Genomic DNA, 26,922 nt, shown 5'->3' on the forward strand with positions numbered 1-26,922 from the left:
CTTGGCAGGGGGAGGAGAAAAGCCCTCCCCTGCGAAGCGGGGGAGGGTTGGGTGGGGGCCCAACGCGACTACCCCCCCTCACGCTAAGTCCGGCTGGCTCCCCGGAAAGCGCGGATCGCCGGGGTCGATGGGGCGGCCCGGCACCTTGCCGGGGATGATCCCCACCTGATCGGGCCGCTCGTCCTCGCGGCGTTCCTCGTCCGCTGGAACCGGCGGATTCTGTTCGGGTTTGCTGGGATCGCTCATGGTCACCTCCTGTCCCGAAAAGAACACAGGGCGGCGGTTGCCGGTTTCATCCACCGCCCCGCATAGTCCGCTCAACCTAGTCCTTTGTGCACGTTGGATGCGCCGCTTTGGCGCGTACCCGGCGCGCACCGATCGGTGCTAGGCTCCGCGCACGCGAGAAGGAGGCAAAATCCCGATGTCAGCGCTCACCCGTTCGCCCGCCTGGGAAGCCCTGGCCCGTCATCGCCAGGACATTTCGACCCTCCATATGCGCGACCTGTTCGCCGCCGACGCCGACCGCTTCAACCGCTTCTCCCTGGAAGCCTGCGGCCTGCTGTTCGATTATTCGAAGAATCGCATCACCGAGGAGACTCGCACCCTTCTGGTCGACCTCGCCCGCCAGCAGGACGTGGAGGGCTGGCGCGACCGCATGTTCGCCGGGGAGCGGATCAACATCACCGAGGACCGCGCCGTCCTGCACACCGCGCTGCGCAACCGCTCCAACCGCCCGGTCATGGTGGACGGCCAGGACGTGATGCCGGAGGTGAACGCCGTCCTGCACCGCATGGAGCGCTTCGTCCGGCAGGTCCGTGACGGCGCCTGGACCGGCTACACCGGCCACCCGATCACCGACATCGTCAACATCGGCATCGGCGGGTCCGACCTCGGCCCGGTGATGGTGACTGAGGCGCTGACCCCCTATCTGCACCCGCAGATCGGCGTGCATTTCGTCTCCAACGTGGATGGCACCCACATCAGCGAGACGCTGGAATGGCTGGACCCGGAGACGACGCTGTTCGTCATCGCGTCCAAGACCTTCACCACCCAGGAGACGCTGACCAACGCCCACACCGCGCGGCGCTGGTTTCTGGAGAGCGCCGGCGACCCCGCCCATGTCGCCAGGCATTTCGTCGCCGTCTCCACCAACGAGGCGGAGGTGCGCAAGTTCGGCATCGACCCGGCCAACATGTTCGGCTTCTGGGACTGGGTCGGCGGGCGCTATTCGCTGTGGTCGGCGATCGGGCTGTCCATCGCGCTCGGCATCGGCATGGACCGCTTCTATGAGTTGCTGGCCGGTGCCCACGAGATGGACGAGCATTTCCGCACCGCGCCGCTGGAGCGCAACATGCCGGTGCTGATGGCGATGCTCGGCGTCTGGTACGTCAATTTCTGGGGCGCCAAGTCGCACGCCGTGCTGCCCTACGACCAGTATCTGCACCGCTTCCCCGCCTATCTCCAGCAGTTGGACATGGAGAGCAACGGCAAGACGGTGGACAGGCAGGGCGCGCGGGTGGATTACGCCACCGGCCCGGTGGTCTTCGGTGAGCCGGGCACCAACGGCCAGCACGCCTTCTACCAGCTGATCCACCAGGGGACGGAGCTGGTGCCCGCCGACTTCCTGGCCCCGGCCGAAACCCACAACCCCATCGGCGATCATCACCGCATCCTGCTGTCGAACTTCTTCGCCCAGCCGGAGGCCCTGATGCGCGGCAAGACCGCCGACGAGGTGCGCGCCGAGATGGCCAAGTCCGGCAAGCCGGCCGAGGCCGTCGAGCCGCTGGTCCCCCACCGCGTGTTCGAGGGCAACAAGCCGTCCAACAGCATCCTGTTCAAAAAGCTGGACCCGCGCACGCTGGGCGCCCTGATCGCGCTCTACGAGCACAAGGTGTTCGTCCAGGGCATCGTGTGGGCCATCAACAGCTTCGATCAGTGGGGGGTGGAGTTGGGCAAGCAGTTGGCCGGCAAGATCCTGCCCGAACTCCAGACCGGCCCGACCGCCGCGCTGGGGCACGACAGCTCGACCAACGGGCTGATCGGCTGGTACCGCAAGCACCGCTGAGCGGAGGAAGGTCGCCTTTCGGTTTTATTGCCAAAGGGGAAAAACAACCATAAAATCATCGCCGCGGAATTGCTCAACCGTGAGGGATGATCCGATGGACGCTTTATCTCCTTTGGCCGGCACCCCGGCCGCCGCCGCGACGAAGACCACGTCGGCGGCCCAAGGCGCCGCAAGCAACCCTCCTGGGGCGGCAACGACCGCCACCACCACGAGCGCCAAGGACACGCTGTCCCTGAGCCCCCTGGCGGCAAGCCTGAAGGGGCCTTCGCTGGATTTGTTCAACAAGCTGAAGCAGAACGAGCGCACCCTGCTCAGCGGCCTCGTGGACAGCGGTAAAATCACTGGCGACGACGTGAACAACGCGCTGATGGGCAGCCTGAAAATGGCTCGGTCCACGGCCTTCATGAACGGAGGCCGGATGTTCGAATCCCAGAATCGCGGCCTCTTCGCCCGCGCCGCCACCGTCACCGCGGATGAGATGCTGAAGGCGACGGACGACACGCTGGCCCGGCGCAAGGAACTGGTTGCGCGGCTGGGAGAATTGGACAAGAACGGCCAGGGTGGCTCCGCCGACTACGGCGAGATCCTGCGCGCCCTTTCCGGAGTGGAGCCCGGCGCGGGCGCCGATCAACCCAGCGCGGAACCCCACGGCAACAGCCGGGCGACCGCCCATTTACGCCAGACCCGGCTCTTCTCGCCCTATTACATGAAGTTGGGCGATCCTTTTTTCATCCGCAACGGTGAAGAGGAAGCGGCAAGCAACAAGCTGAAGGAGGCCGGGGTCTCCTTGTCCAGCCTCACGGACGCCGCCCGCGGCATGGCCGAGGACAACGTGGCGGACATGGTGCAGCAACAGGCGTCGGATAGGGCCGAGATCATGCGGCGGAACGGCGGCTGAGTCAGCGCAGCGGGGCGCTCCCGCAGGAAGCCCTTGTGCGGCGCGGCGATCGGGCGTAGGGTGCAGGCCATGAACCCCGTGCGCCTCACCTCTCCCGCCCTCCTGGGGCGATTTTGGTACCGCTGGTACACACCGGCGGCATAGGTATCGCACACCCACGATGCACCCAAAGCCGCCCGACCCGAGGCGGCTTTTGTGTTTCCAGCACGCGGTGCACGCAAAATCCTCCTGACGGTCACGGCGGCCTCCCTTACCAACCGGAGGTCATATCATGTCCGATTTCGATTTCGACGTCGTCACCGGCCCGTCCCGCGCCAGCTGCCCCGCCACCCCCAGCGAACCGGAAACCCAGGAGGACGGCCACCCCGCCGACAAGACCGGCCCGGCGTGATCGCCCCGTGCCTGGAACCACCCCGCCCTTCCCGCCCCGCCATGGCGGTACGGGACGGCGGGACGGTCCATACGCAAGAACGTCCGCCGCTTACGGCAGCGTGACCGGCGCGGCGGTGGCGAAGCCGAACTGGCCCAGCTGCGCGTCGAAGAAGTAATTGTAGGCCTGCAGCAGGTTGATACCCGTGTTGACGAAGGCGATGTCGGCGTCCGGCACGACCGGCTCCAGCGACGCCGGGGCCGCCGCGGTGGACAGCGCGGTGTTTATGGCGAAGATGCCCTTGACCGGGGCTGCGCTCGAAATGGCGAAGCTGTAGGTCATCACCGGCTCCGCGTCGGGGCTGGACCCGTTCGGTACCGCAATGGTGATCTCCGCCCCGCCGAGATTGGCCACCCAGTTCTTCACCTGCGGAACGCTCATCATCGCGCCGGTGACCCCGCTGTCGAGCAGCAGCGTGGCGCTCAGCGGCTGCGCGTCGTTGATCGTGCCGATGGTAATGGTCGCCGGGCCGGTCAGCCAATAGGGCTGGGTCGGCGCCGCCGGCCAGGAGGTTCCCGACGCCGGGGCGCAGTTGCAGCCGTTGGTGACGTTCGGCGTGACCGGCGGCTTGGCCGAGGTCAGCGCGACGGTCTGGCCGTTGAAGGGGGCGGCCGTGAACTCGGCGGTCGTGACGCCCAGCGCTATGCAGCCGCTCGCCCCGCTCCCCGCCGAGGACAGCAGATAGGACGGGTAGAGCGGCTGGCCGTCCACCGACGCCGAGAGGAACGGGTTGCTCAGCGTGTAGACCACCTGATCGGATTGACCGGCGTTCGCGGTGTAGCTCAGCGCCGGGCGGCCGAAGCCGACACCCATCATGCCCATGCCCGGATCGACCGGGTTCTGGACGCCGGGCGTGCCGGTGTTGCCGGCATATTGCGCACCGAAGACCACCAGCGGCCCGGCCTCGCAGACGGAAACGACCTGCTTCGACTCGTCCAGCGACGCGCCAAGCGCCAGGCTGGGCACGAGATAGAGGCAACCGGCCAGCGTGTTCCCCGACGGGTGATAGGTGATCTGTGCCGGCCCGAGCGACACAACGCCGGCGGCCAGCCCCTTCGACGTGTCGCCGTCGACCATCAGCAACGTTGCGGGGATGACGATGCCGGTCGAACCGGTGTCGACCTGCACCTCGTGCAGCAGGCCGCTCGGCGTGCCGATGGTGACGTTGAGGGAGTTGCTGTAGCCCTGCAGGTTGAAGGGCTGGCGGACCACCGGAATATCAACTGGCGCGGCGTAGGTGATGGGGGTATCGGACATGGGCTGCTCCCACAAGAAATCGGATGGAGCAGCACATTTCCTCAGATCAAAATATTATTCAAACATCTCATCAATACACACGCATTTGCATTCTTGTAATTTGCTCAGAGAAAAGGAAGCGGAAATCAAGGCTGCTTGATGATATATATTTTCACGGACCCCATTGACGCTTCGTCCTTCAGTTTATTACCCCAAGAAAAGAAGCGGGCCGGACACGCGCCATCCGACCGGTCGCTTCCGCCGCATGGACAACCGACCCCGCCCCCGGCATCATCGCTCACCACCTCGGGATGCAACCCGAAGGCCGCACCATCGAAAGGCGGGGGAAGCGCATGTCCATCACCGATGTCACCAGCAGCACGCCCGCCGCTTTCGGCGCCAGCGCCAAGCCGGCTCCGGCAAAGGGCCCCGATGCTGCCACGTCGGGAACCGCCCCGCCCACGATCGGCCGCAACGGCACGGTGGACACGGTCAGCCTGTCTCCCGACGCGGTCCGGGCCATGAAGGCCGGGGTCATCTCCTTCGCGGTGCCAAAGGCCAGCGACGCGGCGGAGAGGGACCCGGTCGCGGCGGGCATGGACGCCGTGCTCGCCCGCCGCGATTACGACCTTAAGCAGGCCGACTACATGCGGGAGGCGATGGGCATGCTGCGCCAGACGCTCAACCTGCCCGAGGACCAGCCCATTGTCCTGGGTGGCGCTGCGCATGGCCTGCTGGACAAGCTGGCGGCGAAGAATGGCCTCAGCAAACCCGAACTGCCGGACGCACTGCGCGCCCCCGGGGTGAAGGACCTGTTCGCGGAGGATGCCGACGCCGGGGCCGGCGTGATCGGCGTCGGCATGCCCAACAGCGGCAAGGAATTGCAGGTCGTCTTCGACCGGCTCGGCCTCGCCGGCCGGTCCGCCAAGACCGACAATCCGCTGCGCATGATCGCGCTGAAGGATGGAAGCGACCACAGCGGCCCGCTGCTCGGCGCCATAAAGGGGGGAACGCTGGGACGCCTCACCGACACCCGGCCCGACCAGGGCGCCAGCCTGTGGGCGGTCACCGACGGTGGCGAGGGGCCGAACGCCCGCGTCCTCGCCTCGGTCCGCTCGGTCGGCATGGACGACACCGCCACCGACATGGCCGCCGGCCTGCTGAAGGGGCTGAAGGGGCTGTTCGCCGGAGCCTGAGGATCGCCGCATCCGGTCGCCGCGCACGCCCCCGCTCATGGTGGCATTCCGCGCGTGAGCCTACTATATTTGGCGGATGCCGATCCGCATGTTGCCCGACACGCTCGTCAACCGCATCGCCGCCGGCGAGGTGATCGAGCGGCCCGCCGCCGCCGTCAAGGAACTGGTGGAGAACGCCATCGACGCCGGGGCCACCCGCATCGACGTGGTGGTGCGTGATGGCGGCAAGTCGCTCATCACCATCACCGACGACGGCTGCGGCATGGGGCCGGACGAGTTGGCGCTCGCCGTGGAGCGGCACGCCACCTCAAAGCTGCCGTCCGACGACCTGCTCGACATCCGCTCGCTGGGCTTCCGCGGGGAGGCGCTGCCCTCCATCGGGGCGGTCAGCCGCCTGACCCTGACCAGCCGCCCGCGCGGCGCCGACAGCGCCTGGGCGCTGACCGTGGACGCCGGCCTGAAGGGCGCGCCGCAGCCCGCCGCGCTGGCCCAGGGCACCCGCGTCGAGGTGCGCGACCTGTTCGCCGCCGTGCCCGCCCGCCTGAAGTTCCTGAAGGCCGCCCGGACCGAGTTCGACCACATCGGCGACTGCATCGAACGGCTGGCCATGGCCCATCCCGGCGTGGCCTTCACTCTGGACGGCGACAACCGCTCGACGCTGCGCCTGTCGGCGGCGCAGGGCGACCTGCTCGACGCCCGGCTGACCCGGCTGGGCGCCTTGATGGGCCGCGATTTCCAGGACAACGCCGTGCCGGTGCAGGCGGCGCGCGAGGGGGTGACGCTCGCCGGCTGGATCGGCCTGCCCACCCTGCACCGCCCCACGGCCCGCCACCAGCATCTGTTCGTCAACGGCCGCCCGGTGCGGGACAAGCTGATGGTCGGCGCGGTGCGGGCGGCCTACGCCGATTTCCTGCCGCGCGACCGCCACCCCATGCTGGCGCTGTTCCTCGACCTCGACCCGCAGGAGGTGGACGTGAACGTCCATCCCGCCAAGGCGGAGGTGCGGTTCCGCGACCAGGGGCTGGTGCGCGGGCTGATCGTCGGCGCGCTCAAGCACGCGCTGGCCGAGGCCGGGCACCGCGCCTCGACCACCGTGGGTCTGGCGACTCTGGGGGCGCTGCGCCCGGAGAACAGCGAGGTGGACGCGGATGGAGCCATCCTGTCGCCTTCCCCTCTGCCCTACCGCAGCCCGGGGCACCAGCCGGCGCAGTCCTGGGGCGGCAGCTACGGCTCCGTCGTTCCGCGCGGGCTGGCCGACCGGGCGACCGCCTTCCAGGCACCCCATCAGGCGCCGCTCCCTCCCTTGCAGGGCCGCCTCGCCGGCTGGCAGGCCGCGCCCGCCGCGCGCCCGCCGGACTACTCGGCACAGGCCGCCGCTGCTCCGCCGCTGGACAGCCACCCGCTGGGCGCGGCCCGCGCGCAGGTCCACAACACCTACATCGTCGCCCAGACCACCGAGGGAATCGTCATCGTCGACCAGCACGCCGCCCATGAGCGGCTGGTCTATGAACGGATGAAGACCGCCCTCCTGGAGGGCGGCGTGAAGCGGCAGGCCCTGCTGATTCCGGAGCTGGTGGAGTTGGACGAGCCGTCCGCCAACCGCCTGCTGGGCCGCGCCGCGGAACTGGCCGAGCTGGGCCTTGCGGTGGAGGGTTTCGGCCCGGGCTGCGTCCTGGTGCGCGAGGTGCCGGCGCTGCTGGGCCAGAGCGACGTGAAGAGCCTCGTCCGCGACCTCGCCGAGGAGTTGGCGGAGTTGGGCGATGCGCTGTCGTTGAAGGAACGGCTGGAGCATGTGTGCGGCACCATGGCCTGTCACGGCTCCGTCCGCGCCGGGCGGTCGCTCAGCGTCGAGGAGATGAACGCCTTGCTGCGCCAGATGGAGGCCACTCCCCACAGCGGCCAATGCAACCACGGTCGCCCGACCTATGTGGAGTTGAAGCTGTCGGATATCGAACGGCTGTTCGGGCGCCGCTAGATTTGTCGGACCTCAGATAGACTGACCCTGAACCACACACGAATTGACCCTGGAACCACAAGAGGACTGACCCGGAGACGGCCCGCTTCGGCGTCGCGCCAGCAGTCATTGGTTGGCCGCTGACCGGCCTCCTCTCGCCGCGGATCGCGCTATGAAACGGGCGGCGCGACGAAGGGAGCAAGCCGTCATGAGAATGATCGGCGAATGCCCCGCCAACGCGCCGACAGGCAAAGGAATTTATCTGCAACGGCCAGCCTGCTGGCTGGGATAACGGGGAAGCGCCAACCAAATCAAGCGGCGGCAACAGATCGTCATGCGTGATTGAGCCCCTCCCTGTGAGCAACCGCACTGCCCAGTGCAGAAGCGGGCTTCACACACGAATCCGCTCGCCAATCTCAAGTTAACTCTAAAGCGGAGTTCTTTGAGCTTCAGCGCTGTCAATGGACTAGGGTCTGGACCCATAAAGAGCCTTTCCCGCAGGGAGTCCTTGTGAATCAACGCCCTGGAAAGGGGCTTTGTAATGAGCGACGGTCAGTTCTGGTTGACGGTGGTGCCGTCTGGGCGGCTTGAACCGCACCTTCCGCGGAACACCCGAGACAAGCCGCGCGTGGATGATCGCCGTGTGATCAGCGGGATCGTCCCGCGCGGTCGGCCGCTCGCCTTCCTGTTGACCGGCGGTCAGGTTGCCGACTGCACCACCGCCGACCGTCTGCTCGACCGGATGCCTGCCACCGACCTCCTACACGGCGACAAGGGCTCCGACAGTGCCGCTGTTCGCCGGAAGGTCGAAAAGGCTGGGGTCGCACCCAACATTCCGCCACGCGCCAACAAGCTCTGCAAAACTGCGTTTCCCCCTACCCTCGGCGTGGGGGCGGCATGGCCGCCCGCCAGACGCATCAACCTCGGCAGCCATCAACCCGTCGCTCCGAAGAACCGTCGTCTTTCGCCCCTTCCTGATCGGCAAGCATGCGACGCACGACCAAGGCGACGGCAATCAGCATCAGGGCAGCCGTGCCGACGACACCGGTGAAGGCTTGGTCGAAGGCCACCCGGGCCACGCCGATCACCTGCTCGGCCTGGGATGGTACCAGTCCTTCCGATAGAGCAAGGGCCTCATCAATGCTGTCGCGCGCCTCGGGAGCGATCGCAATACCCGGCGGCACGAGCATGGCCCGCGTGTAAGAGTGCCTAACAGAACCATCTCTGGACGAAGCGCCAGCAGATGAGGCTGGCGGCGATGTTGTGGAAGGCTGTGAAGATGTCGGCGCGCCGTTCGTAGCGTAGGGCGAGGCGACGGAAGCGAGCGAACCAGGCGAGCGTACGCTCGACCACCCATCGGTGTCGGCCGAGGCGCTCACTGCTCTCGATGCCACGCCGGGCGATGCGCGGGATGATCGCCCGCCGGCGCAGCGCCTGCCGACAGTGGGCGAAGTCGTAGCCCTTGTCGGCGTGTAGCTTGGCCGGGCGGCGCCGTGGCCGGCCCGCACATTGGCGGATCGCCGGCACGGCATCGACCAGCGCCTCCAAGAGTTTGCTGTCGTGCCGGTTGGCCGGCGAGATCCTCAGGGCGAGGGGGATGCCGTTGGCATCGACAAGGATGTGGCGCTTGGAGCCCGGCTTGCCGCGATCCGTCGGGTTCGGGCCGGTCTCCTCGCCCCCCTTTTTGCCGGGACGCTGGCGCTGTCCACTGCCGCGCGATCCCAGTTGATGGCGTTGGCGTAGCCAAGCCGGTCGAGCAGCACACGGTGCAACCGCTCCCAGACGCCGGCCTGATGCCACTCGTGCAGCCGCCGCCAGCAGGTCATGCCCGAGCCGCACCCCATCTCCACCGGCAGCAGTTCCCAAGGAATGCCTGTGCGCAGCACAAACAGGATGCCGGTCAGCGCCGCGCGGTCGTCCAGGCGTGGCCTGCCGCCTTTCGGCTTGGGCGGCTCCGGCGGGATCAGAGGCTCGATGATCGCCCATAGGGCGTCGCAAACAAGAGGGGCTGCCATACCCCTCCCAACCGCTCCACGCCGGTTTTGTTACGCACTCTAAAGCAGCGACATCAGGCTGCCCAGCAGCGCGATGCCGAGCGTTCCTCCCAGCTCGTAGGAAACCTCCTCGACCGACGCCGCCATTCCGGCCCGGTCCTCGGGGGCCGAGAGCATGATGGCCGAGGAGCGATCTCATCGTTTTCATTTCTCCTCCACCTGGCGGGGCGCAGGGGCGGTTCGTCGGGTCATCCGCCGGGCTTCGAGACGCTCTCTCCCGCCCATCACGAACACGAAGAAAACGGGCACGAAGATGATGGCCAGCACGGTTGCGCTGACCATGCCGCCGAACACGCCGGTACCGATGGCGTGCTGGGTCTCGGCACTGGCGCCCATGGCGATCATCAGCGGCACGACGCCGAGACCGAAGGCCAGGGAGGTCATCAGGATCGGGCGCAGGCGCAAGCGGGCCGCGGCCACGGCGGCCTCCGCCAGATCCATGCCCTCTTCGCGCAGTTGCTTGGCGAACTCGACGATCAGGATGGCATTCTTGGCCGACAAGCCGATCACGGTGATCATGCCGACCTTGAAGTACACGTCGTTGGGCAGGCCGCGCAGCGTCACCGCGAGCACCGCGCCGAGGAGGCCGAGCGGCACCACCAGCATGACCGACAGCGGAATGGCCCAACTCTCGTACAACGCGGCAAGCACGAGGAACACCACCAGCATCGACAGCGCCATCAGCACCGGGGCCTGCGCGGCGGACTGCCGCTCCTGCAGCGATTGTCCGGTCCAGGCGATGGCGAAGCCGGACGGCAGCTGCGCGGCCAGCCGCTCCATTTCGGCCATGGCGGTGCCGCTGGAGACGCCGGGGGCAGCGCTGCCGGAGATGCGCGCGGCCGGAAAGCCCTGATAGCGAACAAGCTGCAGCGGAGTCTCACTCCAGACCGGGCGGACAATCTCCGACAACGGCACCATCCCGCCGGCCGCGTTGCGCACAAACAGCTTGAGCACATCGTCGATCTGCATGCGCGCCGATGCGTCGGCCTGGATGATGACCTGCTGCATGCGTCCGGCGTTGGGAAAGTCGTTGACGTACGTCGACCCCATCGCCGTGGACAGCGTGTCGCTGACGCTGGTGAACGCCACCCCCAGCGCTTCGGCCTTCTCGCGGTCGATGTCCAGGCGGACGCTGGTGCCGGCCGGCAGACCGTCGGGATAGACGCCGGTCACGGCCCCACTCTTCGCCGCCAGTTCCAACAGGCGTGCTTCGGCGGCCTTGAGCGCGGCATACCCTTGGTTGGCGCGGTCCTGCAGACGCAGTGTGAAGCCGGAGCTGGTGCCCAGCTCCTCGATGGCGGGCGGCAGCAGATTCATCACCGTGCCTTCCGTCGTGCCGGCCATGGCCCGCTGCGCAAGCTCCGCCTCGCTCGGGGGCGTCGCGCCATCGCGCTCGCCCCAGTCCTTGAGCATGGTGAACCCCATCGCCGCGTTCGTGCCCGACCCCGAAAAGCCGAACCCCACGATGGACAGGGTGGACGCGAGCGATGGGCGCGAGGCGACATGCTCCTCGAACGTCTTGACGATCCTGAGCGTGCGTTCGGTCGTGGCCTCGGCGGGAAGCTGGATGGAGGTCATGAAGTAGCCCTGATCCTCCTCGGGCAGGAAGGCCGACGGCAGTTGCCGGAAGGCCAGCACCAGAACCGCGACGAGGGCCGCGAAGACCAGCATCACGCGCCCGGTGCGCGTCACCAACCCGGCGACACGCCGCTCATAACGCTGCGTCAGGCGGTCGAAACCACGATTGAACCAGCCGAAGAAGCCGCGCTTTTCGTGATGCGCGGGGTCGACCGGCCGGAGGAGCGTCGCGCAGAGCGCCGGCGTCAGGGTGAGCGCCAGGAAGGCGGAGAACAGAATCGCCACCGCCATCGACAGCGTGAACTGCTGGTAGATCACACCGACGGAACCGCTCGCCAACGCCATGGGAATGAACACCGCGGTCAGGACCAAGGTGATGCCGATCACCGCACCGGTGATCTCCTTCATCGCCTTGACCGTCGCGTCCTTTGGCGCCAGCCCTTCCCGGGCCATGATGCGCTCGACGTTCTCGACCACGACGATGGCGTCGTCGACGATGATGCCGATGGCGAGCACCATCCCGAACATGGTCAGGACGTTGATGGAAAAGCCCACGGCCAGCATCACGGCGAAGGTGCCGAGCAGCGCGATCGGCGCGACAATGGCCGGGATGAGCGTGCAGCGCACGTTCTGGAGGAACAGGTACATCACCAGGAAAACCAGCAGCATCGCCTCGGCCAGCGTCTGGATGACCTTCTCGATCGACACCTTCACGAAGGGAGCGGAGTTGAAGGGAATTGAGTAGCTCATGCCCGTGGGCAGGGTCCTGCTCAGTTCCTCCAGGCGGGCCTGCACGCCCTCGGCGGTTCTCACCGCGTTGCCGCCGGACGTGAGTTGCACGGACGCGGCGGTGGTGGCTTTTCCGTTCTCCCGGTTGATGAAGCTGTACGACTGGGCCCCGAGTTCGACGCGCGCGACGTCGCCGAGCGTCACCTTCGAGCCGTCGGAGGCCGCACGGAGCACGACGCCGGCGAATTCCTCCGATGTGGTCAGCTGCCCCTGGATCGTGAGCGGAACGGTCACGGCCTGGCCCGGCAGCGTCGGCGACGCGCCGACACTGCCGGGAGCGATCTGGACGTTCTGCTGGCTGATCGCCGCCGTCAGGTCGCTCATGGACAGGCCATGGGCCATCAGCTTGGCTGGATCGACCCAGACGCGCATCGCCTGCTCGGAGCCGAACAGCTGCACCCGACCGACGCCGTCGATCCGCCGCAACTCCTCGACGATGTTGCGCGCCATGTAGTCGCTGAGCGCGGTTTCATCGAAACGGCCGTCATCGGACTTCAGCCCGACGATCATCAGGAAGCCCGACGACGCGGACTCCACGGTCAGGCCATTCTGCCGCACGGCCTGCGGCAGCCGCGGTTCAATGGACTTGAGCTTGTTCTGCACATCGACCTGGGCCATGTCCGGGTCGGTGCCGGGTGTGAAGGTGGCGGTGACGGTCGCCGATCCGGAGGCATCCGACGCCGATTCGAAGTAGAGCAGGTTCTTGACGCTCGACAGCTCGCGCTCGATGAGGCTGATCACCCCGTCGTTCATCGTCTGCGGGCTGGCCCCGGGATAAGTTGCCAAGATGCTGACGGTCGGCGGCGCCACCGACGGGTAACGGGCGATCGGCAGCTGTGGAATGGCGATCGCACCGACCAGGATGATGAACAGGGCGATGACCCAGGCGAACACCGGGCGTTCGATGAAGAATTGAGGCATGATGGGATTGTCCTGTCCGCTCAGCGCATGGTGGTGGCGGTCGGTTTGGAAACCGGCCAGTCACGCGCGCTCACCGGGACGCCCTCGGACAGGCGCTCCATGCCCTCGACCACGACCCTCCGCCCGGCTTCGAGGCCGGCGCTGACGCGATAGCGGCGGTCCACCAGTTCGCCGAGTTCCACCGGCTTGAGGGAAGCCTGATCGTTCCCGTCGAGCGTCCACACCTGCGGCTGGCCGCCGACGCGCACCACCGCCTGCTGAGGAAGGGTCAGGGCATCGGCGTAGCTCGTGCGCGGCACCCGCGCACGAACGAACATGCCCGGGAGCAGGTCGCGCCGCGGGTTGTCGACGAGGATGCGGAGCAGCACGTCGCCCGTGCCGGGATCGACGGAGATGCCCGAGAACAGCACGCGCCCGGTCGCCTCGTACGGTTCGCCGTCGCCGCGCAGAATGGCGACCGGCAGGCCATCCCTGGAGTCCGCTTTCCGCAGGGCCATGGCCTTGCGCAGGGGAGCGAGCGAGGACGCCGGCTGACGCACATCCACATAGACCTGATCGATCTGCTGGATGCGCGCCATCGGGTTGCCGTCGCTGCCGCCGACCAACGCCCCCTCGGTCACCAGCGCTTGGTCGATGCGTCCCGGAATCGGCGCCTCCACCGTGGCGAATTTCAGGTCGAGTTCGCGGCGGGCCAGGGTCGCGCGGGCCTGCGCCACGTCGGCCACGGCCTGATCGCGCTGGAACACCGCGTCGTCGTAGACTTGGCGGCTGACGGCATCGGCCTTGAGCAGCGGCTGCAGCCTCGCCACCTGCACCCTGGCACGCTCCAGCCCCACCGTTGTCCGCTGCAGGGCGGCGGCAGCCATGTCCACCTCGGACTTGAACGGCGCCGGGTCGATCTGGAACAGCGGCTGGCCGGCAGCCACCTCGCTGCCCTGCTCGAAGCTCCGGCGCAGCACGATGCCGCTCACCTGCGGCCGTATCTCGGCAACCCGCAACGCGGCGACGCGGCCCGGCAGGTCGTCGGTCAGCTCCAGCCGGGATGGCGCAACGGTGAGAACGGAAACCTGCGGGGCCGGATTGTCCGTGACCGGTTCGGATTGCTCACACCCCATCAGCAGCATCGCCACCAGGGCACAGGCGCCACCATGACGGCGCAACTGGTCGATCCTCATCCACTTTCCTTCAGGCGCAGGCCGCTATCGGCAAAAACGCCGGCACTCTGAAGGCGCCTGATTGCGTTTCGTTCGAGGTCGTGTGGAGATTTGATGGAGAGGGAAAAATTGTTGCGAGCCGCCGCGATGCCCATGACGCCTGCGCCCGGACCCGCCGACGCCTGGACAGCATGCTTGCGGCTTATGGTCCGATTTTCGGCAGCCGGATCTCGAACGTCACACCTTGCGGTTCCGACGCCATCGCCACCGCGACGCCGCCATGGGCCTGCGCGATGGCCTGCACCACCGCCAAGCCCAAACCGCTGCCACCGCTCTCCCGCGAACGGGACGCGTCGCTCCGCCAGAAGGGATCGAAAATTATCTTCTCCGCACCGTCCGGCAGACCGGGGCCATGGTCGCAGACCCGCAAAATGGCATGATCGCGCGTCGCCCTGGTTTCGATGCGCACCTCGCAGGGCGCGGCGTAGCGCCGGACGTTTTCGAGCAGCACCGTCAGGACCTGACGGATGCGCGCACCGTCGCCGTGGATCATCACGGACCCCAGATCCGCATGGATCGACACGCCGGCCTGCTGAAGCATCGGCTTGGTGATCGCCACCACGGAGGCGACTTCACCCGCAAGATCAATCGTTTCGAGCCTCAATTCGAGACGCCCGTTCTGCGCCAGCGTCAGAATCTTCAAATCGTCGACGATCCGGCTCAACCCCTCGACCTGGACGAGAAGGACCTGAAGCGACGGCGGGTCGGGAATGAAGACGCCATCGACGTACCCCTGTATCTGGCCGCGCAGAATGGTCAAGGGCGTGCGCAGTTCGTGAGCGATCGCGGCGTGCCAGGCCCGCATTTCCGTTTCCGCCCGGCTCAACTGTCCGGCCATGTGGTTGAAGTCCTCGATCAGTTGGCGCGTTTCGGCAAACGACGCCTTCGTCGGCATGGCCCGCGCGCCGAGATCGCCTGCGGCAATGCGCCGGGCCGCCGTCGCGACCGCATCCAGGGGATGGATGAGCCGACGGGCGAAGCGCATCGCCGCGACGATCGCCCCTCCCAATCCGATGGCCCACAGCACGAGGAAGGCGGTCCATTCCGGCGTCGTCGGCCAGTAGCTGTCCGGTTCGGGAACGCCCTCGAACCCCTCGGGTGCCCAGAACCGGAAGAAGACGAGTTCGTAGAACAGGAAGGACCCGGCGCACATGATGATGAGCGCCAGCCCGGTCACGCCCGCCATGGACGCGACCAGCTGCCGGTTCAATGACTTGGCCGATTTCATGGAACGAACGACAGCCGATAGCCGACGCCCCTGATGCTCTCGAAGAAATCCTGAGCTCCGGCGGCGTGGAGCTTGCGCCGGATGTTGCTGGCGTGCGTATCGATCGTCCGCTCCAGCGTGTTGCCTTCCGGCAGGCAGGCGTCGATCAGGTCGGCGCGGCTGAAAACGCGTGTGGGCTGCCGCGCCATATGCGAGAGGATGCGGAACTCCGTCGCCGTGAAGTCGATGCGGACCCGGCCGTCGGCGCCTTCGACAGCGACGGCATGAGCCGTCAAGTCGATTTCCAGCGGACCGACCCGCAGCACCGCGACGTCGGTCCGGCCCATCGCCCGACGCAGAACGGCCTTGACCCTGGCGACCACCTCCAGCGGGTTGAACGGCTTGACGATGTAGTCGTCGGCACCGATCCGCAGGGCCTGAAGCTTATCGAGATCCTCGTCGAGCGCCGTGATCATGATCACCGGCGTATCGCCGCGACGCCGAATGGCCGCCAGAACCTCGTAGCCGTCGAGCTTGGGGATCTTGACGTCGAGGAGCACGATGTCGGGCCGGAGCTGGTGATGCAGATCCAGCGCGATCGGACCGTTCTCCGCACGGACGGTGCGCAGCCCTTCACGATCAAGATACCCCGTGATGATCCGGGCGACGTCGGGCTCGTCCTCCACAACCAAAGCCAGCACGCTCATTCCACTCTCCAAATTCCGGCCACTCTTCGATTGCCGGCAAGGCTCATGATAGCGTCGCTTTATGGACGTTCCGTGGAGATCGTGAGGACATCCCACCTGTCCGCACACCCCCGGACCGGGCTCATCCGGATGTCGAAGGACAGCCGCCCAGGGCACGGTAGAGAGCGGCGGCGTTCTCCAGCCGCGCCTTCCTGGCGTCCAGCAGCGCCTGGTCGGCGGCGAACAGGCCGCGTTCGGCGTCCAGAACCTCGAGATAGCCGACCGCACCGGCCAGATACCGGTTCATCGTCATCGTCCGACGCCGTGCCTCCACCTCATGCATCGCCCATCGGGCCGCGACCTCGTGATCCAGAAGCGTTTGGCTGTCCAGCGCGTCCGACGCCTCGTGGAAGGCCGTTTGAATGGCCCGTTCAACTCGATGACGGCCAGGCTTTCGCGCGCCTTCGCCGGATCCAGGTTGGCGCGGTTCCGCCCGCCGTCGAAGATCGGCAGGCTCACCTGGGGAACGAACTGCAACGCACCGCTGCCGGGGGCGAAGAGGTTGCTGAGTTCGCCGGAGGCAACGCCCCCCATCACCGTCAGCCGGACCGAGGGAAAGAAGGCGGCGCGGGCGGCACCGATCTGCGCGTTGGCCGCCTGGAGCCGCTGTTCCGCCGCGACGATGTCGGGACGCGCCATCAGCAGTTCGGAAGGCAGACCGGCGTGGGTCACCCCCCCATGCCTATAAACGTCGTCTGTGAGCTGCCTTGCGGGATGAGTGGACCGCATGCTGAAAGCTGGACGTTGGCGGCATCGGATGGTGCCGCCGGCTTGGCATCGCGGCAAGCAGCATGGTTTGCGCTGTGGCAGCCCAACGCATCGAGATCATCATGGGCGCCGGTGGGGGCGAATCTATTCGCCTGAGGAGAATATCCGCTTGGTGGGCGAAGCGGTTGGGTCGCACAGCGTGCATGAGGGCATGACGCCGCCCTGAATTGGAGGGGTTGATTACGCGACGGCGAGCATGTCGCGCAGGGCGGCGACCCTCCGGACATAGATCGCCCGCACCCGGGGGGCGGAACCTGCTGGTTGCGCCGGGTTGCCGGGCACAGAAAGTTGCGCGCTTCGCCCTGGGCCCGCCAGAAAAGATGGGCACTGTCCGGGAGTTGGAATCCGCGCATCGTCGGCGTCCTTCCTTTCACCCCGCGATGATCTTGCTCCAAACGGTTGTTCTTGAATTTGGAAGTGCGGTGCCCAACCGCATCCCCGAACACCTGCTTGATAGCTGGCGGGTTGCCGGCGTGCTTGTCCGTCGTAACCGTTTAGTGTTGTTCCCTTTGCGAACGGGCACACGCCCGCTTCGACGCCGCGGATTTCCGCAGCGATCGAGGCGGAACGCTCATCATCCAGACCCCAGCGGTTCGCAACGCGGAGGCATGGAGCAGGATCACCATCGGGGGCAGGAATCTACGCCACCGCCATCATTTCTTCACGAGGGGGCAATCGCTTTGCGAGAGCGGCCGAAATGCCTCCTCGGCGGGAATCGTGGCGCGCAGGGTGTAGTAGTCCCAGGAATACTTGGATTCGGATGGCTTCTTCACCTGCATCAGATACATCTCACGCATGAGGCGACCATCCTCGCGCACCCAGCCGTCCTTCACGAACACGTCGTTGATCCGCGTGCTCTTCAGCTTTTCCATGACGGGGCCGGCCTCGTCGGTGCCGGCGGCCTCGATGGCTTTCAGGTAGGCGAGCGTCGAGGAATAGACGCCGGCCTGCCCCATGTTCGGCATGATCTTCACCCGCTCGTGGAAGCGCCGGGAGAAGGCGCGGGTCTCGTCGTCGCGGTCCCAGTAGAAGGCGGTGGTCAGGTACATCCCCTGCGTCGCCTCCAGCCCCAGGGCGTGGACGTCGGTGTCGAACAGCAGGAGACCGGCGAGTTGCTGCCCGCTCTGGGTCAGGCCGAACTCGGCGGCCGCCTTGATGGCGTTGCGCGCGTCCATCCCGGTGGTGGCGAGGCCGACGATCTTGGCACCCGATGCCTGCGCCTGCGTCACGTAGGACGCGAAATCGAGGTTGTTCAGCGGGAAGCGCACGGCGCCCAGGACCTTGCCGCCGTTCTCTTGGACGATCTTCGCCGTGTTCTCCTCCAGCCCGTGGCCGAAGGCGAAATCGACGGTGAGGAAGTACCAGGTGTCACCGCCCTGCTTGATCGTCTGCGCCCCGGTGCCCTTGGCCAGCGCGTAGGCATCGTAGGCGTAGTGGATGGTGTTGGGCGTGCATTTGTCGCCGGTCAGGCGGGTGACGGACGGGCCGTTGAAGATGGCGACACGGTTCTTGTCGCGGACGATGTCCGCCACCGCCAGCGCCAGACCGGAGTTCGCCACGTCCTGGATGAGGTCGACGTTCTGCGCGTCGATCCACTCGCGCACGATGGACGACCCGACATCCACCTTGTTCTGGTGGTCGGCGGTCAGCACCTCGATGGGCTTGCCCAGCACCGTGCCGCCGAAATCCTCCACCGCCATTTGCGCGGCGGCGATGGAGCCGCGGCCGCTCTGGTCGGAGAAGGCCCCGGACAGGTCGGTGATGACCCCGATCCGGACGACATCGTTCGAGATCCTGGCCCCTTGCTGCGCCGCCGCCGGCAGCATGGTGGCGAGCAGCAGCGCGGTCCCGGACAGCAGCGCGGTGCCCAACTGACGCTTCATCGCTTCCTCCCTTGTTTTGCGTCGTCCCGGCGAGCCTTCACCGAAACCCGTTGCCATACCGTCCCGCCCCATGGTCGATTCCACAACGGCGCGCGATCCGGGGCATGGGTAAAATGGGGAAAAACGGTCGGCTCGACGTACAAATCGTTTCTGCGCTCCGTCCCTGGGCGGAAACGTCCGATGAGCGGCTGTTCTGCCCAGCCTTCGGCGGGCATCCGGTGGACCGCGCCGAGTATCTGGCCCTGCTTCCCGTCCAGGACAGCAACGGGCGGCTGCTCGCCGCCTTGGCCGAAGCGCCGGACGCCGTGCCGGAGGGGGTGTGCGTCGGTGTGCTGGCGGTCGACCCCTTCCGGCCGGTGGGTCCGTTCCTGAAGACCCTGCGCCGGTTCGGGGTGCGCGCGGTCGCAAATTTCCCCACCACCGCGCTGTTCGACGGGGAAACCGGCGAGACGCTGCGCGGCGTCGGGCTCGGTGCGGAGCGGGAGGTGTCGTTCCTGGAGGAGGCTGCCCGTGGGGGATTCGCCGTCACCGGCTTCGCCGCCGACGCGGACATCGGCCGGCGCCTGCGGGCGGCGGGTGCGGGGCGCCTCGTCGTGCATCCGGGTGCCGCGACCGGCGATCCGTCGCGCGACGCCGAGGCGGTCGCGAACGCCGCCGCGGTCGCCGCCGAACTGCGCCAAGAGGGCGGCGGTCCCGTCCTCCTCTATCGAGCGGCCGACTTCGAGGACCATCATGACGTCATGAGGCGGGCGGCCGACGGGCTGGTGCTTCCGCCCGGCGCCGGTCACTCCAACAGGCCGTAGTGACGCATCTTGTTGTAGAGCGTCTTGCGCGACAGGCCGAGGAAGCGGGCCGTCTCCCCCCGGCGGAAGCGGTGCCGCCGCAGGCCGTCGAGAATCCAGTCCCGTTCCGACTGTTTGGGCGACCGGTCTCCGGGCGCGTCGGGGCGCGGGCGGCCCGTGCGCTTGCCGTCCAGGGAAGGCAGGGACTCCGCCTCGATGACGTCGCCGCTGCCGTCCAGCGCCTGCTCGACCAGGGCGCGCAGTTCACGGAGGTTGCCCGGCCAGTCATGGGCGATGAGCAGCCGGAACGCACGCGGCGACAGGCGCACGGGACCCGCTGACGGGCGCAGCGCCGCCGCGAAATGCTCGACCAGCAGCGGAATGTCGTCCAGCCGCTCGCTCAGCGGCGGCAGGTCGATGTCGCGTCGGGCGAGGCGGAGGGCCAAGTTAGGCACGAGCGTCCCGGCGCCGGCCGCGGCCTCCAGGCCCGCCGTTCCGATCAGGATGATCCGCGCGTTGGAGCGCAGGCTGTCCTGGCCGCCCTGGCGGCGGAAGCTGCCGCGCTCCAGGAAGGCGGCAAGCTCGGCCTGCGTGCCGGGCGTCAGGCCCTCCGCGTTCTCGATCACCAGCGTCGTCCCGTTGGCGGCCTCGACCCAGCCGAGACGGCGGCGTCCGCCGTCCGCCGGCTCCACCCCGAACAGCCACCCGCCGTCCAGATGGCGGGCATCGACGGTCATCGGCGGACGCTGGCGCTGCGGACCGCGTCCGTGCAGCAGATTAGCCACCAGCGACCGCCCGCTGCCATCCGGTCCGGCGACCCACACCGGCCCGCCGTCGGGGCCGAGACGCTCCAGCCGTGCCCGCGCCTCCACCAGCGCGTCGGTGCGGCCCACCAACCCCATCCCCTGCCCGGTCTGGTCAAGGCGCCGTTCCAGCCGGTCGATGCGCCGCTGCAGGGTGGAGACCAGCTTGAAGGCGGCGGTCATATCCTCCATCGAGCTTTCCGAGGGCAGGCGGTCGATGGTGGAGCCGCCGATGTAGCCGTCGGCGCGCGCCTCGCGGCAGGCCTCGTGCATCTCCTGCGGGGTGGTGATCGGCCCGCCCTCGATCACGCACAGCGCGCCGGGGTCGGCGGTGCGGATCGCCTTGATGTGGCCGCGGGCGCGGTTGCCGACCTGAAGCACCGACTCCCCGCTGGGCACGCCCACGGCGCCGCCGGCGTTCCAGCCGATGTTGAAGCAATAGACGTCCACCCCCGCCTGGGCGAGCGCCAGCGCCTCCTCCCGGCGGCGGAAATAGCCGACGGTCGCCAGCCCGGCCGCCCGCGCCGCCTCCAGCAGGCGGACCTCCCGCGCGAAGCCCAGGCCGGTGCGCTCCAGCGCCTCGCGGAAGCGCCCGTCGACATGCGACACGGTCGGGAAATTCACCACCCCGCCGAATCCCCAGCCGCGCAGCCGCTCCATGAGGGGAGAAAACTCCTCCTCCGCGAGACCCCAGGCGCAGGCGCCGAAGAAGACCGGAATCGGTGTCGCGTCGACGATCTCCGAGCAGGCGAAGTCGGCGACGAAGGCGTTGCTGTCGCGCAGCGCCAGCATGGTGGCGATGGACGACGCCCCCATGGTGCGGAAGCGTCCCGCGGCCAGCGCCAGCAGGAAGTCGGCGCCGCCGCGCGCCGCCGCGCGGGCGGCAAGGCCGGTGCCGATGGCGGCGCCGACCAGCAACGTGTGCCGGCCCGCGCAGGCCCGCCTCAGATCGTCCAGCAGCTGAGTCCGGTGATGGGGCGCGCGGTCATGGGTCATGCCAACCACTATACCCAATATTACCCGCTCCGCCGCAACGCTCCGGTTGGCACCCCCGGCGGGCGGCCTACACTTCCGGAAAAGACGATGGGAGGAGGCCCGGCCATGGCGGATGCGGAGCGAGGCGCGGCGACGGTCTATGTCGTCGGCTGCTACGACACCAAGGGAATCGAGTTGGACTATGTGCGGGGGCTGATCGCGGCGGAGGGGCTGCGCACGGTGACGGTCGATGTGGGCACCCGCCCGCCCGCCGTCCCGGCCGACGTCTCGGCGCGGGACGTCGCCTCCTGCCACCCCGATGGGGCGGAAGCGGTGCTGGGCACCGACGACCGCGGGCTGGCCGTGTCGCGCATGGCCGACGCGTTCCGGCGCTTCGTCGAGCGGCGCACCGACGTCGCCGGCATGATCGGGCTGGGCGGTTCCGGCGGCACGGCGATCATCGCGCCGGGCATGCGGACGCTTCCCGTGGGGACGCCCAAGCTGATCGTGTCCACCGTCGCTTCCGGGAACGTCGCGTCCTATGTCGGCGAGACGGACCTCTGCATGATGGCCTCGGTCACCGACGTCGCCGGGCTGAACCGGATTTCGCGCCGCGTGCTGGGCAACGCCGCCCACGCGATGGCCGGCATGGTGGCGCGCGCGATCCCCGAGACGGACACCAAGCCGGCGCTGGGCCTCACCATGTTCGGCGTGACGACCCCCTGCGTCACGCAGGTGTCCCTGGCGCTCGACCCCGCCTACGACTGCCTGGTCTTCCACGCCACCGGCACCGGCGGGCGCGCGATGGAGAAGCTCGTCGCCTCGGGCTTGCTGGCGGGCGTGCTGGACGTGACGACCACCGAGGTCTGCGACCTGCTGATGGGCGGCGTCTTCAGCGCCGGGGAGGAGCGGCTGGACGCCATCGCGCGGGCCGGCATCCCCTATGTCGGGTCCTGCGGCGCGCTGGACATGGTGAATTTCGGCCCGCGCGAGACCGTGCCCGACCGCTACCGCGACCGGCTGTTCTATGTGCACAACCCGCAGGTCACGCTGATGCGCACCACGGCGGACGAGAACCGGGCGATGGGCGCCTGGATCGGCCGCAAGCTGAACGCTTTCACCGGGCCGGTGCGCTTCCTCATCCCCGAAGGGGGCGTGTCGGTCCTCGACGCGCCGGGCCAGCCCTTCCACGATCCCGAGGCGGACGCCGCGCTGTTCGATGCGTTGGAGCGCACCGTCGAGCAGACGGACGCGCGCCGGCTGGTCCGCCTTCCCCACAACATCAACGACCCCGCCTTCGCCGCCGCGCTCGTCCAGGCCTTCCGGGACATCGCCGCGGCCGGCCACGGCACGACGCCATAAGGAGCCTTCGACGATGCCCCGCATTCCCCGTCAACAAATCCTCGACCGGTTCCGCGGCATGATGGCCCGCGGCGAACCCATCGTCGGCGGCGGCGCCGGTACCGGGCTGTCCGCCAAATGCGAGGAGGCGGGCGGGATCGACCTGATCGTCATCTACAACTCCGGCCGCTACCGCATGGCCGGGCGGGGCTCGCTGGCCGGGCTGCTCGCCTACGGCAACGCCAACGAGATCGTCGTCGACATGGCGCGCGAGGTGCTGCCGGTGGTCCGGCACACCCCGGTGCTGGCCGGCGTCAACGGCACCGATCCCTTCATGATCCAGGACCAGTTCCTGCGGCGGCTGGCCGATCTGGGCTTCTCCGGCGTGCAGAACTTCCCGACCGTGGGGCTGATCGACGGCGTCTTCCGGGCCAACCTGGAGGAGACCGGCATGGGCTACGGGCTGGAGGTGGACATGATCCGCGCCGCCCATGGCCTGGACCTGCTGACCACGCCCTACGTCTTCTCGGAAGGGGAGGCGGTGGCGATGGCCGAAGCCGGGGCCGACGTCATCGTCTGCCACCTCGGCCTGACCACCGGCGGCAGCATCGGGGCGGAAACGGCGCTGTCGCTGAAGGATTGCGTGCCGAAGATCGACGCCTGGGCGGAAGCGGCTTTGCGGGTGCGCAAGGACGTGATCGTTCTGTGCCACGGCGGCCCGATCGCCACGCCGGAGGACGCCTCCTTCGTCCTCGGCGCGTGCACCGTCTGCCACGGCTTCTACGGGGCGTCCAGCATGGAACGCTTGCCGACGGAAACCGCGCTGACCGAGCAGACGCGCCGCTTCAAGGCCATCACCAAGCAACGCTGAAGGGGGAACGCATGGCACGGGTCTATGTCAGCGCCGTCATCGACGCGCCCGTCGGGCAGGTCTGGGACAAGGCGCGGGATTTCAACGGCCACCACGCCTGGCATCCCATCATCGCGGACAGCCACATCGAGGACGGGCTGCGCAGCGACACGGTCGGCTGCGTCCGCAACTTCGGGCTCACCCCCGGCGGCCGGCTGCGCGAACAGTTGGTGTCCTTCAGCGACCGTGAGCACTCCTACACCTACACGATCCTCGAATCCCCGCTGCCGCTCACCGACTACGTCGCGACCTTCCGCCTGACCGAGGTGACGGAGGGCAACCGGACCTTCGGCGAATGGTGGGCCGACTTCGACTGCCGGCCCGAGGATCTGCCCACGCTGCGCGAGCAGGTCGGCCGGAACACCTTCGCCGCCGGGTTCCGGGCGCTGGCGGACCTGTGCGGCGGCGGCGTCACAGCGCCTGCCGCAACTCCGGCCCCGCCTTGAACAGGTCGGCGACGAGGCCGCAGTCGGTGACCTGGAAGATCGGCGCCTCCTCGTCCTTGTTGATCGCGACGATGACCTTGCTGTCCTTCATGATTGTTTCAGCTTGAGCCTGCGCGAGGTCGAGGTGATCCCCGGCCGCGCGGCGTTGAGGTCAGCTACGAGACCATCCGGGAGTGGGACCTACGCTTTGGCCGGGCGTTCGCCACCACGCTCAAACGTCCTCGACCCCGGCCGGGCGACTGGGATCCGGAAGCCGCCGACCGCGAAATCGAGATTCGCCCGATGCTGCATCGGCTGGTGGGCAGAAGCGCGCTCGATCTCCTCGAACGCTTTGCCGCGAAGGCGGAGAACGCGATTGCGCGGGAGCGGCGGACCAAGCCGGCGCAGGACGGCGATGAGAGGGAAGGAACGGAAGGGTGAAGCAGCTCGTCCGCATCGGCATGATCAACTGGCACCTGCTGCCCGCTGTCGACATCGCCGTGACCGCCGACGTCGGCGTGATCGGTGAGAACCGCAGCGGCAAATCGACCCTGCTCAATCTCACCCAACTGGTCATCACCGGCAACAATGGGCGCATCTTCGCCTCAACGCGAGCGCCACTCATGCGCGGACCGGTCATCACCGGGCCGCGGCCTCGCCGTCATCCGAAGCTCTTGTCGAGCAGTCGATAGAACCAGAACGCCTCGTGGGTGGCCATGAGTCCATTCAACCGTCCCGGGGACAGGCCGGTGAGGCGGCGGACCTCCCGTCCCATGTGCGACTGGTCGGCGAAACCCAGTTCACCGGCGAGCCCCGCCAGGTCGAGCTCGCCACCCTCCCGATCCTGCGCCACGCGGACGGCCACCTCCTCGACCCGGGCGAAGAGCTGCAAATCCCGGTGGCTCAGGCCGGTCCATCCCTTGATGCGGCGTTGGGCTTGCCGCACCCCCCGGCCCGTCCTCGACAGCGTCGCCTTCAGCGCCAGCGAGCACAGCCAGTCCCTCATCAGCGGGGTCCGTCCGGCTTTGCACGGGCGCGGGCCCGACCACAGCGGCTCGAGCCGGTCCTCCAGGCGATGGAACGCCGCCGCTCCCGCCTCCAGCGTGAGGAGGGCTTGGCAGGCGGCCAGCAGCGGGCCGGAGACCATCTCCTCCAGCGGCAGGATCCGATCGACAAGGGAGTCGGCGCCGATTCCACTGAGCCGGCCCAAGGCTTCCGGATAGAAGGCGACCGACAGGGCGTGGACCGGTCCCGGCGACCAGCTCGCCGCGGGACGGCGCTGCGGCCCGGACAGAACCAGCCGCGGCAACGGCGGGCCGAGGACCGGGCGCCCGTCGGCCCTGCGCTCCTCCACCATGTGGAGCGCGCCGTCGAAGATCCACGAGATCATCGACATCGGGGTGGCCGGGTAATGGTTGAACCGCTGCTCGTCCGACAGCGCCACCCCGCGCGTGTCGCGCTCCACGCCGACGAACACGCAGGCGGCAAGGGCCGGGCGCGGCGGCAGCAGGCGGGCGGAGGCGACGGACGGCATCGCGGGTGTCGTTTCCGTTCTATACGGCCGGGCAGGGTCCGGGACAATCTGGCCATGTAATCATCGGAGCCGAGCATGGCCAAGACCAAACTTCAGGGGCGCTTGCGTCACAAAGCCCGCAGCCTCGCCACCATCTCCCTCATCTCCGCCCGCGTGCTGGCCCGTCGCGCCGTCGGCAGGCCGTTGGTTCCGCAGTGGGGCCCTCTGTTCGAGATCGCCAACCTGTTCTGGCGCGCTCAGTTCGACCATGCCTTCGCGCTCAGGGACATCGCCGAAGCCCGCGCCTATTTCGACAGCCTGGTTCACGTTCTGGACAGCTCCCCCGAGGTCGACATCCGGCCCTCCCTCCCCGGCGAACCGCGCGGCGATTGGTTCATCCCGCGCACCCGCAAGGGCGAGGCCACCCTGCTCTATTTCCACGGCGGCGGGTACACGTTCTACGCCGCCGTGACGCGGCAGCTCATCGCCATGCTGGCCGACACGCTGGGGTTTCCCATCTTCGCCCCCGACTACCGCCTGACGCCCGAGCATCCCCACCCCGCGCAGATCGAGGACGCACTGACTGCCTACCGCTTTCTGCTCGCGCAAGGCGTCGACCCGTCCCGCCTCGTCGTCTGCGGGGATTCCGCGGGCGGCCATCTCATGCTGATGACGCTGATCGAACTGCGGAAGGCGGGGCTGCCGCAGCCGGCGATCGGCATCGGCCTCAGCCCGTGGACCGATGTCGGGCGGCGCGGCGCCAGCCAGTTCGGCAACGACCGCTACGACCTCGTGCAAGGCTACATGACGCTGCAATTCGCGGCCTGGCTCAAGGGCGGGGGCGGCTTCGGTGACGCGGAACTCTCCCCCATCGACCAGGACCTGCGGGGACTGGCGCCGCTCTACCTCCAGGCTGGCGGCAAGGAGATCCTGGTCGACATGATCCGCGACTTCGCCCGGACCGCCCGGACCCAAAACGCCCCGGTGCGGCTGGACGTCTGGGAGCATATGACTCACGAGTTCCAGGCCCACGGGCAGGAACTCCCCGAAAGCCGGGAAGCGATAAAGCGTCTGGAGGAAGCGATCCGGTGGGCCGTCGCACCGGCCGGGGAAGAGACCGGATTCCCGTCCACGCCGCAAACCGAGATCGACACCCTTCCCAAAGAGGGTAAGCGTTGCGTAACGGCACATCCGACATGATCGTTTGACAGGGTGACGCCGCGGCCCGCTCGGT

The 26,922-nt window shown here is 68.1% G+C and carries 24 protein-coding genes and 3 pseudogenes; 12 read left to right on the top strand and 15 right to left on the bottom strand.

Going from position 1 to position 26,922, the window contains the following annotated elements:
* Positions 1-78: 78 nt before the first annotated feature.
* The gene (locus Sp245p_RS34885; protein WP_014239669.1) at positions 79-246 is read right to left on the bottom strand and encodes a hypothetical protein; all 168 of its coding nucleotides are present in this window, start codon (positions 244-246) and stop codon (positions 79-81) included.
* A 175-nt stretch (positions 247-421) separates the two neighbouring features.
* Between Sp245p_RS34885 and pgi the strand changes: the two genes are divergently transcribed.
* Both pgi and Sp245p_RS12175 read left to right on the top strand, forming a co-directional pair.
* On the top strand, positions 422-2,065 hold the full coding sequence (pgi, locus tag Sp245p_RS12170; protein ID WP_014239668.1) for a glucose-6-phosphate isomerase: 1,644 nt from the start codon (positions 422-424) through the stop codon (positions 2,063-2,065).
* Between the two features lie 112 nt (positions 2,066-2,177).
* A complete protein-coding gene (locus Sp245p_RS12175) occupies positions 2,178-2,963 on the top strand; it encodes a hypothetical protein (protein WP_041810934.1) in 786 nt (261 codons plus the stop codon).
* 481 nt (positions 2,964-3,444) lie between these two features.
* Here the strand turns inward: Sp245p_RS12175 and Sp245p_RS12180 are convergent, their stop codons facing one another.
* Positions 3,445-4,650: a hypothetical protein gene (locus tag Sp245p_RS12180; RefSeq protein ID WP_014239664.1), complete on the bottom strand. Its 1,206-nt coding sequence runs from the start codon at positions 4,648-4,650 to the stop codon at positions 3,445-3,447.
* 332 nt (positions 4,651-4,982) lie between these two features.
* Here Sp245p_RS12180 and Sp245p_RS12185 point away from each other — a divergent pair, with 332 nt between their 5' ends.
* From Sp245p_RS12185 to Sp245p_RS12195, 3 genes and pseudogenes are all read left to right on the top strand, one after another.
* Positions 4,983-5,825: a hypothetical protein gene (locus tag Sp245p_RS12185; protein ID WP_014239663.1), complete on the top strand. Its 843-nt coding sequence runs from the start codon at positions 4,983-4,985 to the stop codon at positions 5,823-5,825.
* A gap of 76 nt (positions 5,826-5,901) precedes the next feature.
* Entirely contained in the window at positions 5,902-7,800 is a 1,899-nt protein-coding gene (mutL, locus tag Sp245p_RS12190; protein WP_014239662.1) for a DNA mismatch repair endonuclease MutL, read from the top strand.
* Positions 7,801-8,320: 520 nt separating this feature from the next.
* Positions 8,321-8,662: pseudogene (locus Sp245p_RS12195) on the top strand (transposase); the annotation flags it as partial.
* Between the two features lie 34 nt (positions 8,663-8,696).
* Here Sp245p_RS12195 and Sp245p_RS34890 read toward each other — a convergent pair.
* From Sp245p_RS34890 to Sp245p_RS12235, 10 genes and pseudogenes are all read right to left on the bottom strand, one after another.
* Positions 8,697-8,969: a hypothetical protein gene (locus Sp245p_RS34890; RefSeq protein ID WP_014239661.1), complete on the bottom strand. Its 273-nt coding sequence runs from the start codon at positions 8,967-8,969 to the stop codon at positions 8,697-8,699.
* A 19-nt stretch (positions 8,970-8,988) separates the two neighbouring features.
* A protein-coding gene (locus tag Sp245p_RS12200) for an IS5 family transposase (RefSeq protein ID WP_088123918.1) occupies positions 8,989-9,794 on the bottom strand; the annotation gives its coding sequence in 2 pieces (ribosomal slippage) (positions 8,989-9,467 and positions 9,467-9,794; 807 coding nt in all).
* 183 nt (positions 9,795-9,977) lie between these two features.
* A complete protein-coding gene (locus Sp245p_RS12205; RefSeq protein ID WP_014239657.1) occupies positions 9,978-13,121 on the bottom strand; it encodes a multidrug efflux RND transporter permease subunit in 3,144 nt (1,047 codons plus the stop codon).
* Between the two features lie 20 nt (positions 13,122-13,141).
* Positions 13,142-14,296: an efflux RND transporter periplasmic adaptor subunit gene (locus Sp245p_RS12210; protein ID WP_014239656.1), complete on the bottom strand. Its 1,155-nt coding sequence runs from the start codon at positions 14,294-14,296 to the stop codon at positions 13,142-13,144.
* Between the two features lie 181 nt (positions 14,297-14,477).
* Positions 14,478-15,521 carry an ATP-binding protein gene (locus Sp245p_RS12215; RefSeq protein ID WP_246119760.1) on the bottom strand — a complete coding sequence of 348 codons (1,044 nt, stop codon included), beginning with the start codon at positions 15,519-15,521 and terminating at the stop codon, positions 14,478-14,480.
* A gap of 38 nt (positions 15,522-15,559) precedes the next feature.
* Positions 15,560-16,249: a response regulator gene (locus tag Sp245p_RS12220; RefSeq protein ID WP_014239654.1), complete on the bottom strand. Its 690-nt coding sequence runs from the start codon at positions 16,247-16,249 to the stop codon at positions 15,560-15,562.
* 121 nt (positions 16,250-16,370) lie between these two features.
* Positions 16,371-16,652 carry a TolC family protein gene (locus tag Sp245p_RS36655; protein WP_483962345.1) on the bottom strand — a complete coding sequence of 94 codons (282 nt, stop codon included), beginning with the start codon at positions 16,650-16,652 and terminating at the stop codon, positions 16,371-16,373.
* Positions 16,538-16,960, bottom strand: a complete 423-nt coding sequence (locus Sp245p_RS12225) for a TolC family protein (RefSeq protein ID WP_052584232.1) — start codon at positions 16,958-16,960, stop codon at positions 16,538-16,540. The genes Sp245p_RS36655 and Sp245p_RS12225 overlap by 115 nt, the downstream gene beginning before the upstream one ends.
* Positions 16,957-17,535, bottom strand: a pseudogene (locus Sp245p_RS36530) (DDE-type integrase/transposase/recombinase); the annotation flags it as partial. The pseudogene Sp245p_RS36530 and the gene Sp245p_RS12225, both read right to left, overlap by 4 nt.
* Before the next feature lie 174 nt (positions 17,536-17,709).
* Entirely contained in the window at positions 17,710-18,939 is a 1,230-nt protein-coding gene (locus Sp245p_RS12235) for an ABC transporter substrate-binding protein (protein WP_041810932.1), read from the bottom strand.
* A 113-nt stretch (positions 18,940-19,052) separates the two neighbouring features.
* Here Sp245p_RS12235 and Sp245p_RS12240 point away from each other — a divergent pair, with 113 nt between their 5' ends.
* Complete coding sequence (locus Sp245p_RS12240; RefSeq protein WP_165359972.1) at positions 19,053-19,742, top strand: phosphoenolpyruvate hydrolase family protein; 690 nt, start codon at positions 19,053-19,055, stop codon at positions 19,740-19,742.
* Here Sp245p_RS12240 and Sp245p_RS12245 read toward each other — a convergent pair.
* Entirely contained in the window at positions 19,724-21,520 is a 1,797-nt protein-coding gene (locus Sp245p_RS12245) for a sigma-54-dependent Fis family transcriptional regulator (RefSeq protein WP_014239650.1), read from the bottom strand. The genes Sp245p_RS12240 and Sp245p_RS12245 overlap by 19 nt on opposite strands.
* 105 nt (positions 21,521-21,625) lie before the next feature.
* Here Sp245p_RS12245 and Sp245p_RS12250 point away from each other — a divergent pair, with 105 nt between their 5' ends.
* Genes Sp245p_RS12250 through Sp245p_RS12260 form a run of 3 tightly spaced genes read left to right on the top strand, consistent with a single transcriptional unit; the run spans position 21,626 to position 24,196 of the window.
* On the top strand, positions 21,626-22,861 hold the full coding sequence (locus Sp245p_RS12250) for a Tm-1-like ATP-binding domain-containing protein (protein WP_014239649.1): 1,236 nt from the start codon (positions 21,626-21,628) through the stop codon (positions 22,859-22,861).
* Positions 22,862-22,874: 13 nt separating this feature from the next.
* The gene (locus Sp245p_RS12255; RefSeq protein ID WP_041810930.1) at positions 22,875-23,711 is read left to right on the top strand and encodes a phosphoenolpyruvate hydrolase family protein; all 837 of its coding nucleotides are present in this window, start codon (positions 22,875-22,877) and stop codon (positions 23,709-23,711) included.
* Positions 23,712-23,722: 11 nt separating this feature from the next.
* A complete protein-coding gene (locus Sp245p_RS12260) occupies positions 23,723-24,196 on the top strand; it encodes an SRPBCC family protein (protein WP_014239647.1) in 474 nt (157 codons plus the stop codon).
* Here Sp245p_RS12260 and Sp245p_RS12265 read toward each other — a convergent pair.
* Positions 24,162-24,287 (bottom strand): annotated as a pseudogene (locus Sp245p_RS12265) (electron transfer flavoprotein subunit alpha/FixB family protein); the annotation flags it as partial. The gene Sp245p_RS12260 and the pseudogene Sp245p_RS12265 overlap by 35 nt on opposite strands.
* 2 nt (positions 24,288-24,289) lie before the next feature.
* Here Sp245p_RS12265 and Sp245p_RS35475 point away from each other — a divergent pair.
* Together Sp245p_RS35475 and Sp245p_RS12275 are read left to right on the top strand one after the other, a co-directional pair.
* A complete protein-coding gene (locus Sp245p_RS35475; protein ID WP_014239645.1) occupies positions 24,290-24,616 on the top strand; it encodes a hypothetical protein in 327 nt (108 codons plus the stop codon).
* Positions 24,613-24,867 carry an ATP-binding protein gene (locus Sp245p_RS12275; RefSeq protein WP_014239644.1) on the top strand — a complete coding sequence of 85 codons (255 nt, stop codon included), beginning with the start codon at positions 24,613-24,615 and terminating at the stop codon, positions 24,865-24,867. The genes Sp245p_RS35475 and Sp245p_RS12275 overlap by 4 nt, the downstream gene beginning before the upstream one ends.
* Here Sp245p_RS12275 and Sp245p_RS12280 read toward each other — a convergent pair.
* On the bottom strand, positions 24,837-25,709 hold the full coding sequence (locus Sp245p_RS12280) for an AraC family transcriptional regulator (RefSeq protein WP_014239643.1): 873 nt from the start codon (positions 25,707-25,709) through the stop codon (positions 24,837-24,839). The two genes, Sp245p_RS12275 and Sp245p_RS12280, sit on opposite strands and share 31 nt — an antisense overlap.
* 75 nt (positions 25,710-25,784) lie before the next feature.
* Between Sp245p_RS12280 and Sp245p_RS12285 the strand changes: the two genes are divergently transcribed.
* Positions 25,785-26,888: an alpha/beta hydrolase gene (locus Sp245p_RS12285; protein WP_014239642.1), complete on the top strand. Its 1,104-nt coding sequence runs from the start codon at positions 25,785-25,787 to the stop codon at positions 26,886-26,888.
* Positions 26,889-26,922 lie beyond the last annotated feature (34 nt).

Origin of the sequence: Azospirillum baldaniorum, from assembly GCF_003119195.2 — a bacterium.
GTDB lineage: Bacteria > Pseudomonadota > Alphaproteobacteria > Azospirillales > Azospirillaceae > Azospirillum > Azospirillum baldaniorum.

Bases quoted from the DNA above. Each gene is read 5' to 3' on its own strand.
- Sp245p_RS12205 (WP_014239657.1), bottom strand. From the start codon at position 13,121: ATGCCTCAATTCTTCATCGAACGCCCGGTGTTCGCCTGGGTCATCGCC.
- mutL (WP_014239662.1), top strand. From the start codon at position 5,902: ATGCCGATCCGCATGTTGCCCGACACGCTCGTCAACCGCATCGCCGCC.
- Sp245p_RS12255 (WP_041810930.1), top strand. From the start codon at position 22,875: ATGCCCCGCATTCCCCGTCAACAAATCCTCGACCGGTTCCGCGGCATG.
- Sp245p_RS34890 (WP_014239661.1), bottom strand. From the start codon at position 8,969: ATGCTCGTGCCGCCGGGTATTGCGATCGCTCCCGAGGCGCGCGACAGC.
- Sp245p_RS12280 (WP_014239643.1), bottom strand. From the start codon at position 25,709: ATGCCGTCCGTCGCCTCCGCCCGCCTGCTGCCGCCGCGCCCGGCCCTT.
- Sp245p_RS12240 (WP_165359972.1), top strand. From the start codon at position 19,053: ATGGGGAAAAACGGTCGGCTCGACGTACAAATCGTTTCTGCGCTCCGT.
- Sp245p_RS12235 (WP_041810932.1), bottom strand. From the start codon at position 18,939: ATGAAGCGTCAGTTGGGCACCGCGCTGCTGTCCGGGACCGCGCTGCTG.
- Sp245p_RS12210 (WP_014239656.1), bottom strand. From the start codon at position 14,296: ATGAGGATCGACCAGTTGCGCCGTCATGGTGGCGCCTGTGCCCTGGTG.
- Sp245p_RS12250 (WP_014239649.1), top strand. From the start codon at position 21,626: ATGGCGGATGCGGAGCGAGGCGCGGCGACGGTCTATGTCGTCGGCTGC.
- Sp245p_RS12220 (WP_014239654.1), bottom strand. From the start codon at position 16,249: ATGAGCGTGCTGGCTTTGGTTGTGGAGGACGAGCCCGACGTCGCCCGG.
- Sp245p_RS34885 (WP_014239669.1), bottom strand. From the start codon at position 246: ATGAGCGATCCCAGCAAACCCGAACAGAATCCGCCGGTTCCAGCGGAC.
- Sp245p_RS12185 (WP_014239663.1), top strand. From the start codon at position 4,983: ATGTCCATCACCGATGTCACCAGCAGCACGCCCGCCGCTTTCGGCGCC.
- Sp245p_RS12285 (WP_014239642.1), top strand. From the start codon at position 25,785: ATGGCCAAGACCAAACTTCAGGGGCGCTTGCGTCACAAAGCCCGCAGC.
- Sp245p_RS12260 (WP_014239647.1), top strand. From the start codon at position 23,723: ATGGCACGGGTCTATGTCAGCGCCGTCATCGACGCGCCCGTCGGGCAG.
- Sp245p_RS12180 (WP_014239664.1), bottom strand. From the start codon at position 4,650: ATGTCCGATACCCCCATCACCTACGCCGCGCCAGTTGATATTCCGGTG.
- Sp245p_RS12215 (WP_246119760.1), bottom strand. From the start codon at position 15,521: ATGGCGGGCGTGACCGGGCTGGCGCTCATCATCATGTGCGCCGGGTCC.
- pgi (WP_014239668.1), top strand. From the start codon at position 422: ATGTCAGCGCTCACCCGTTCGCCCGCCTGGGAAGCCCTGGCCCGTCAT.
- Sp245p_RS12245 (WP_014239650.1), bottom strand. From the start codon at position 21,520: ATGACCCATGACCGCGCGCCCCATCACCGGACTCAGCTGCTGGACGAT.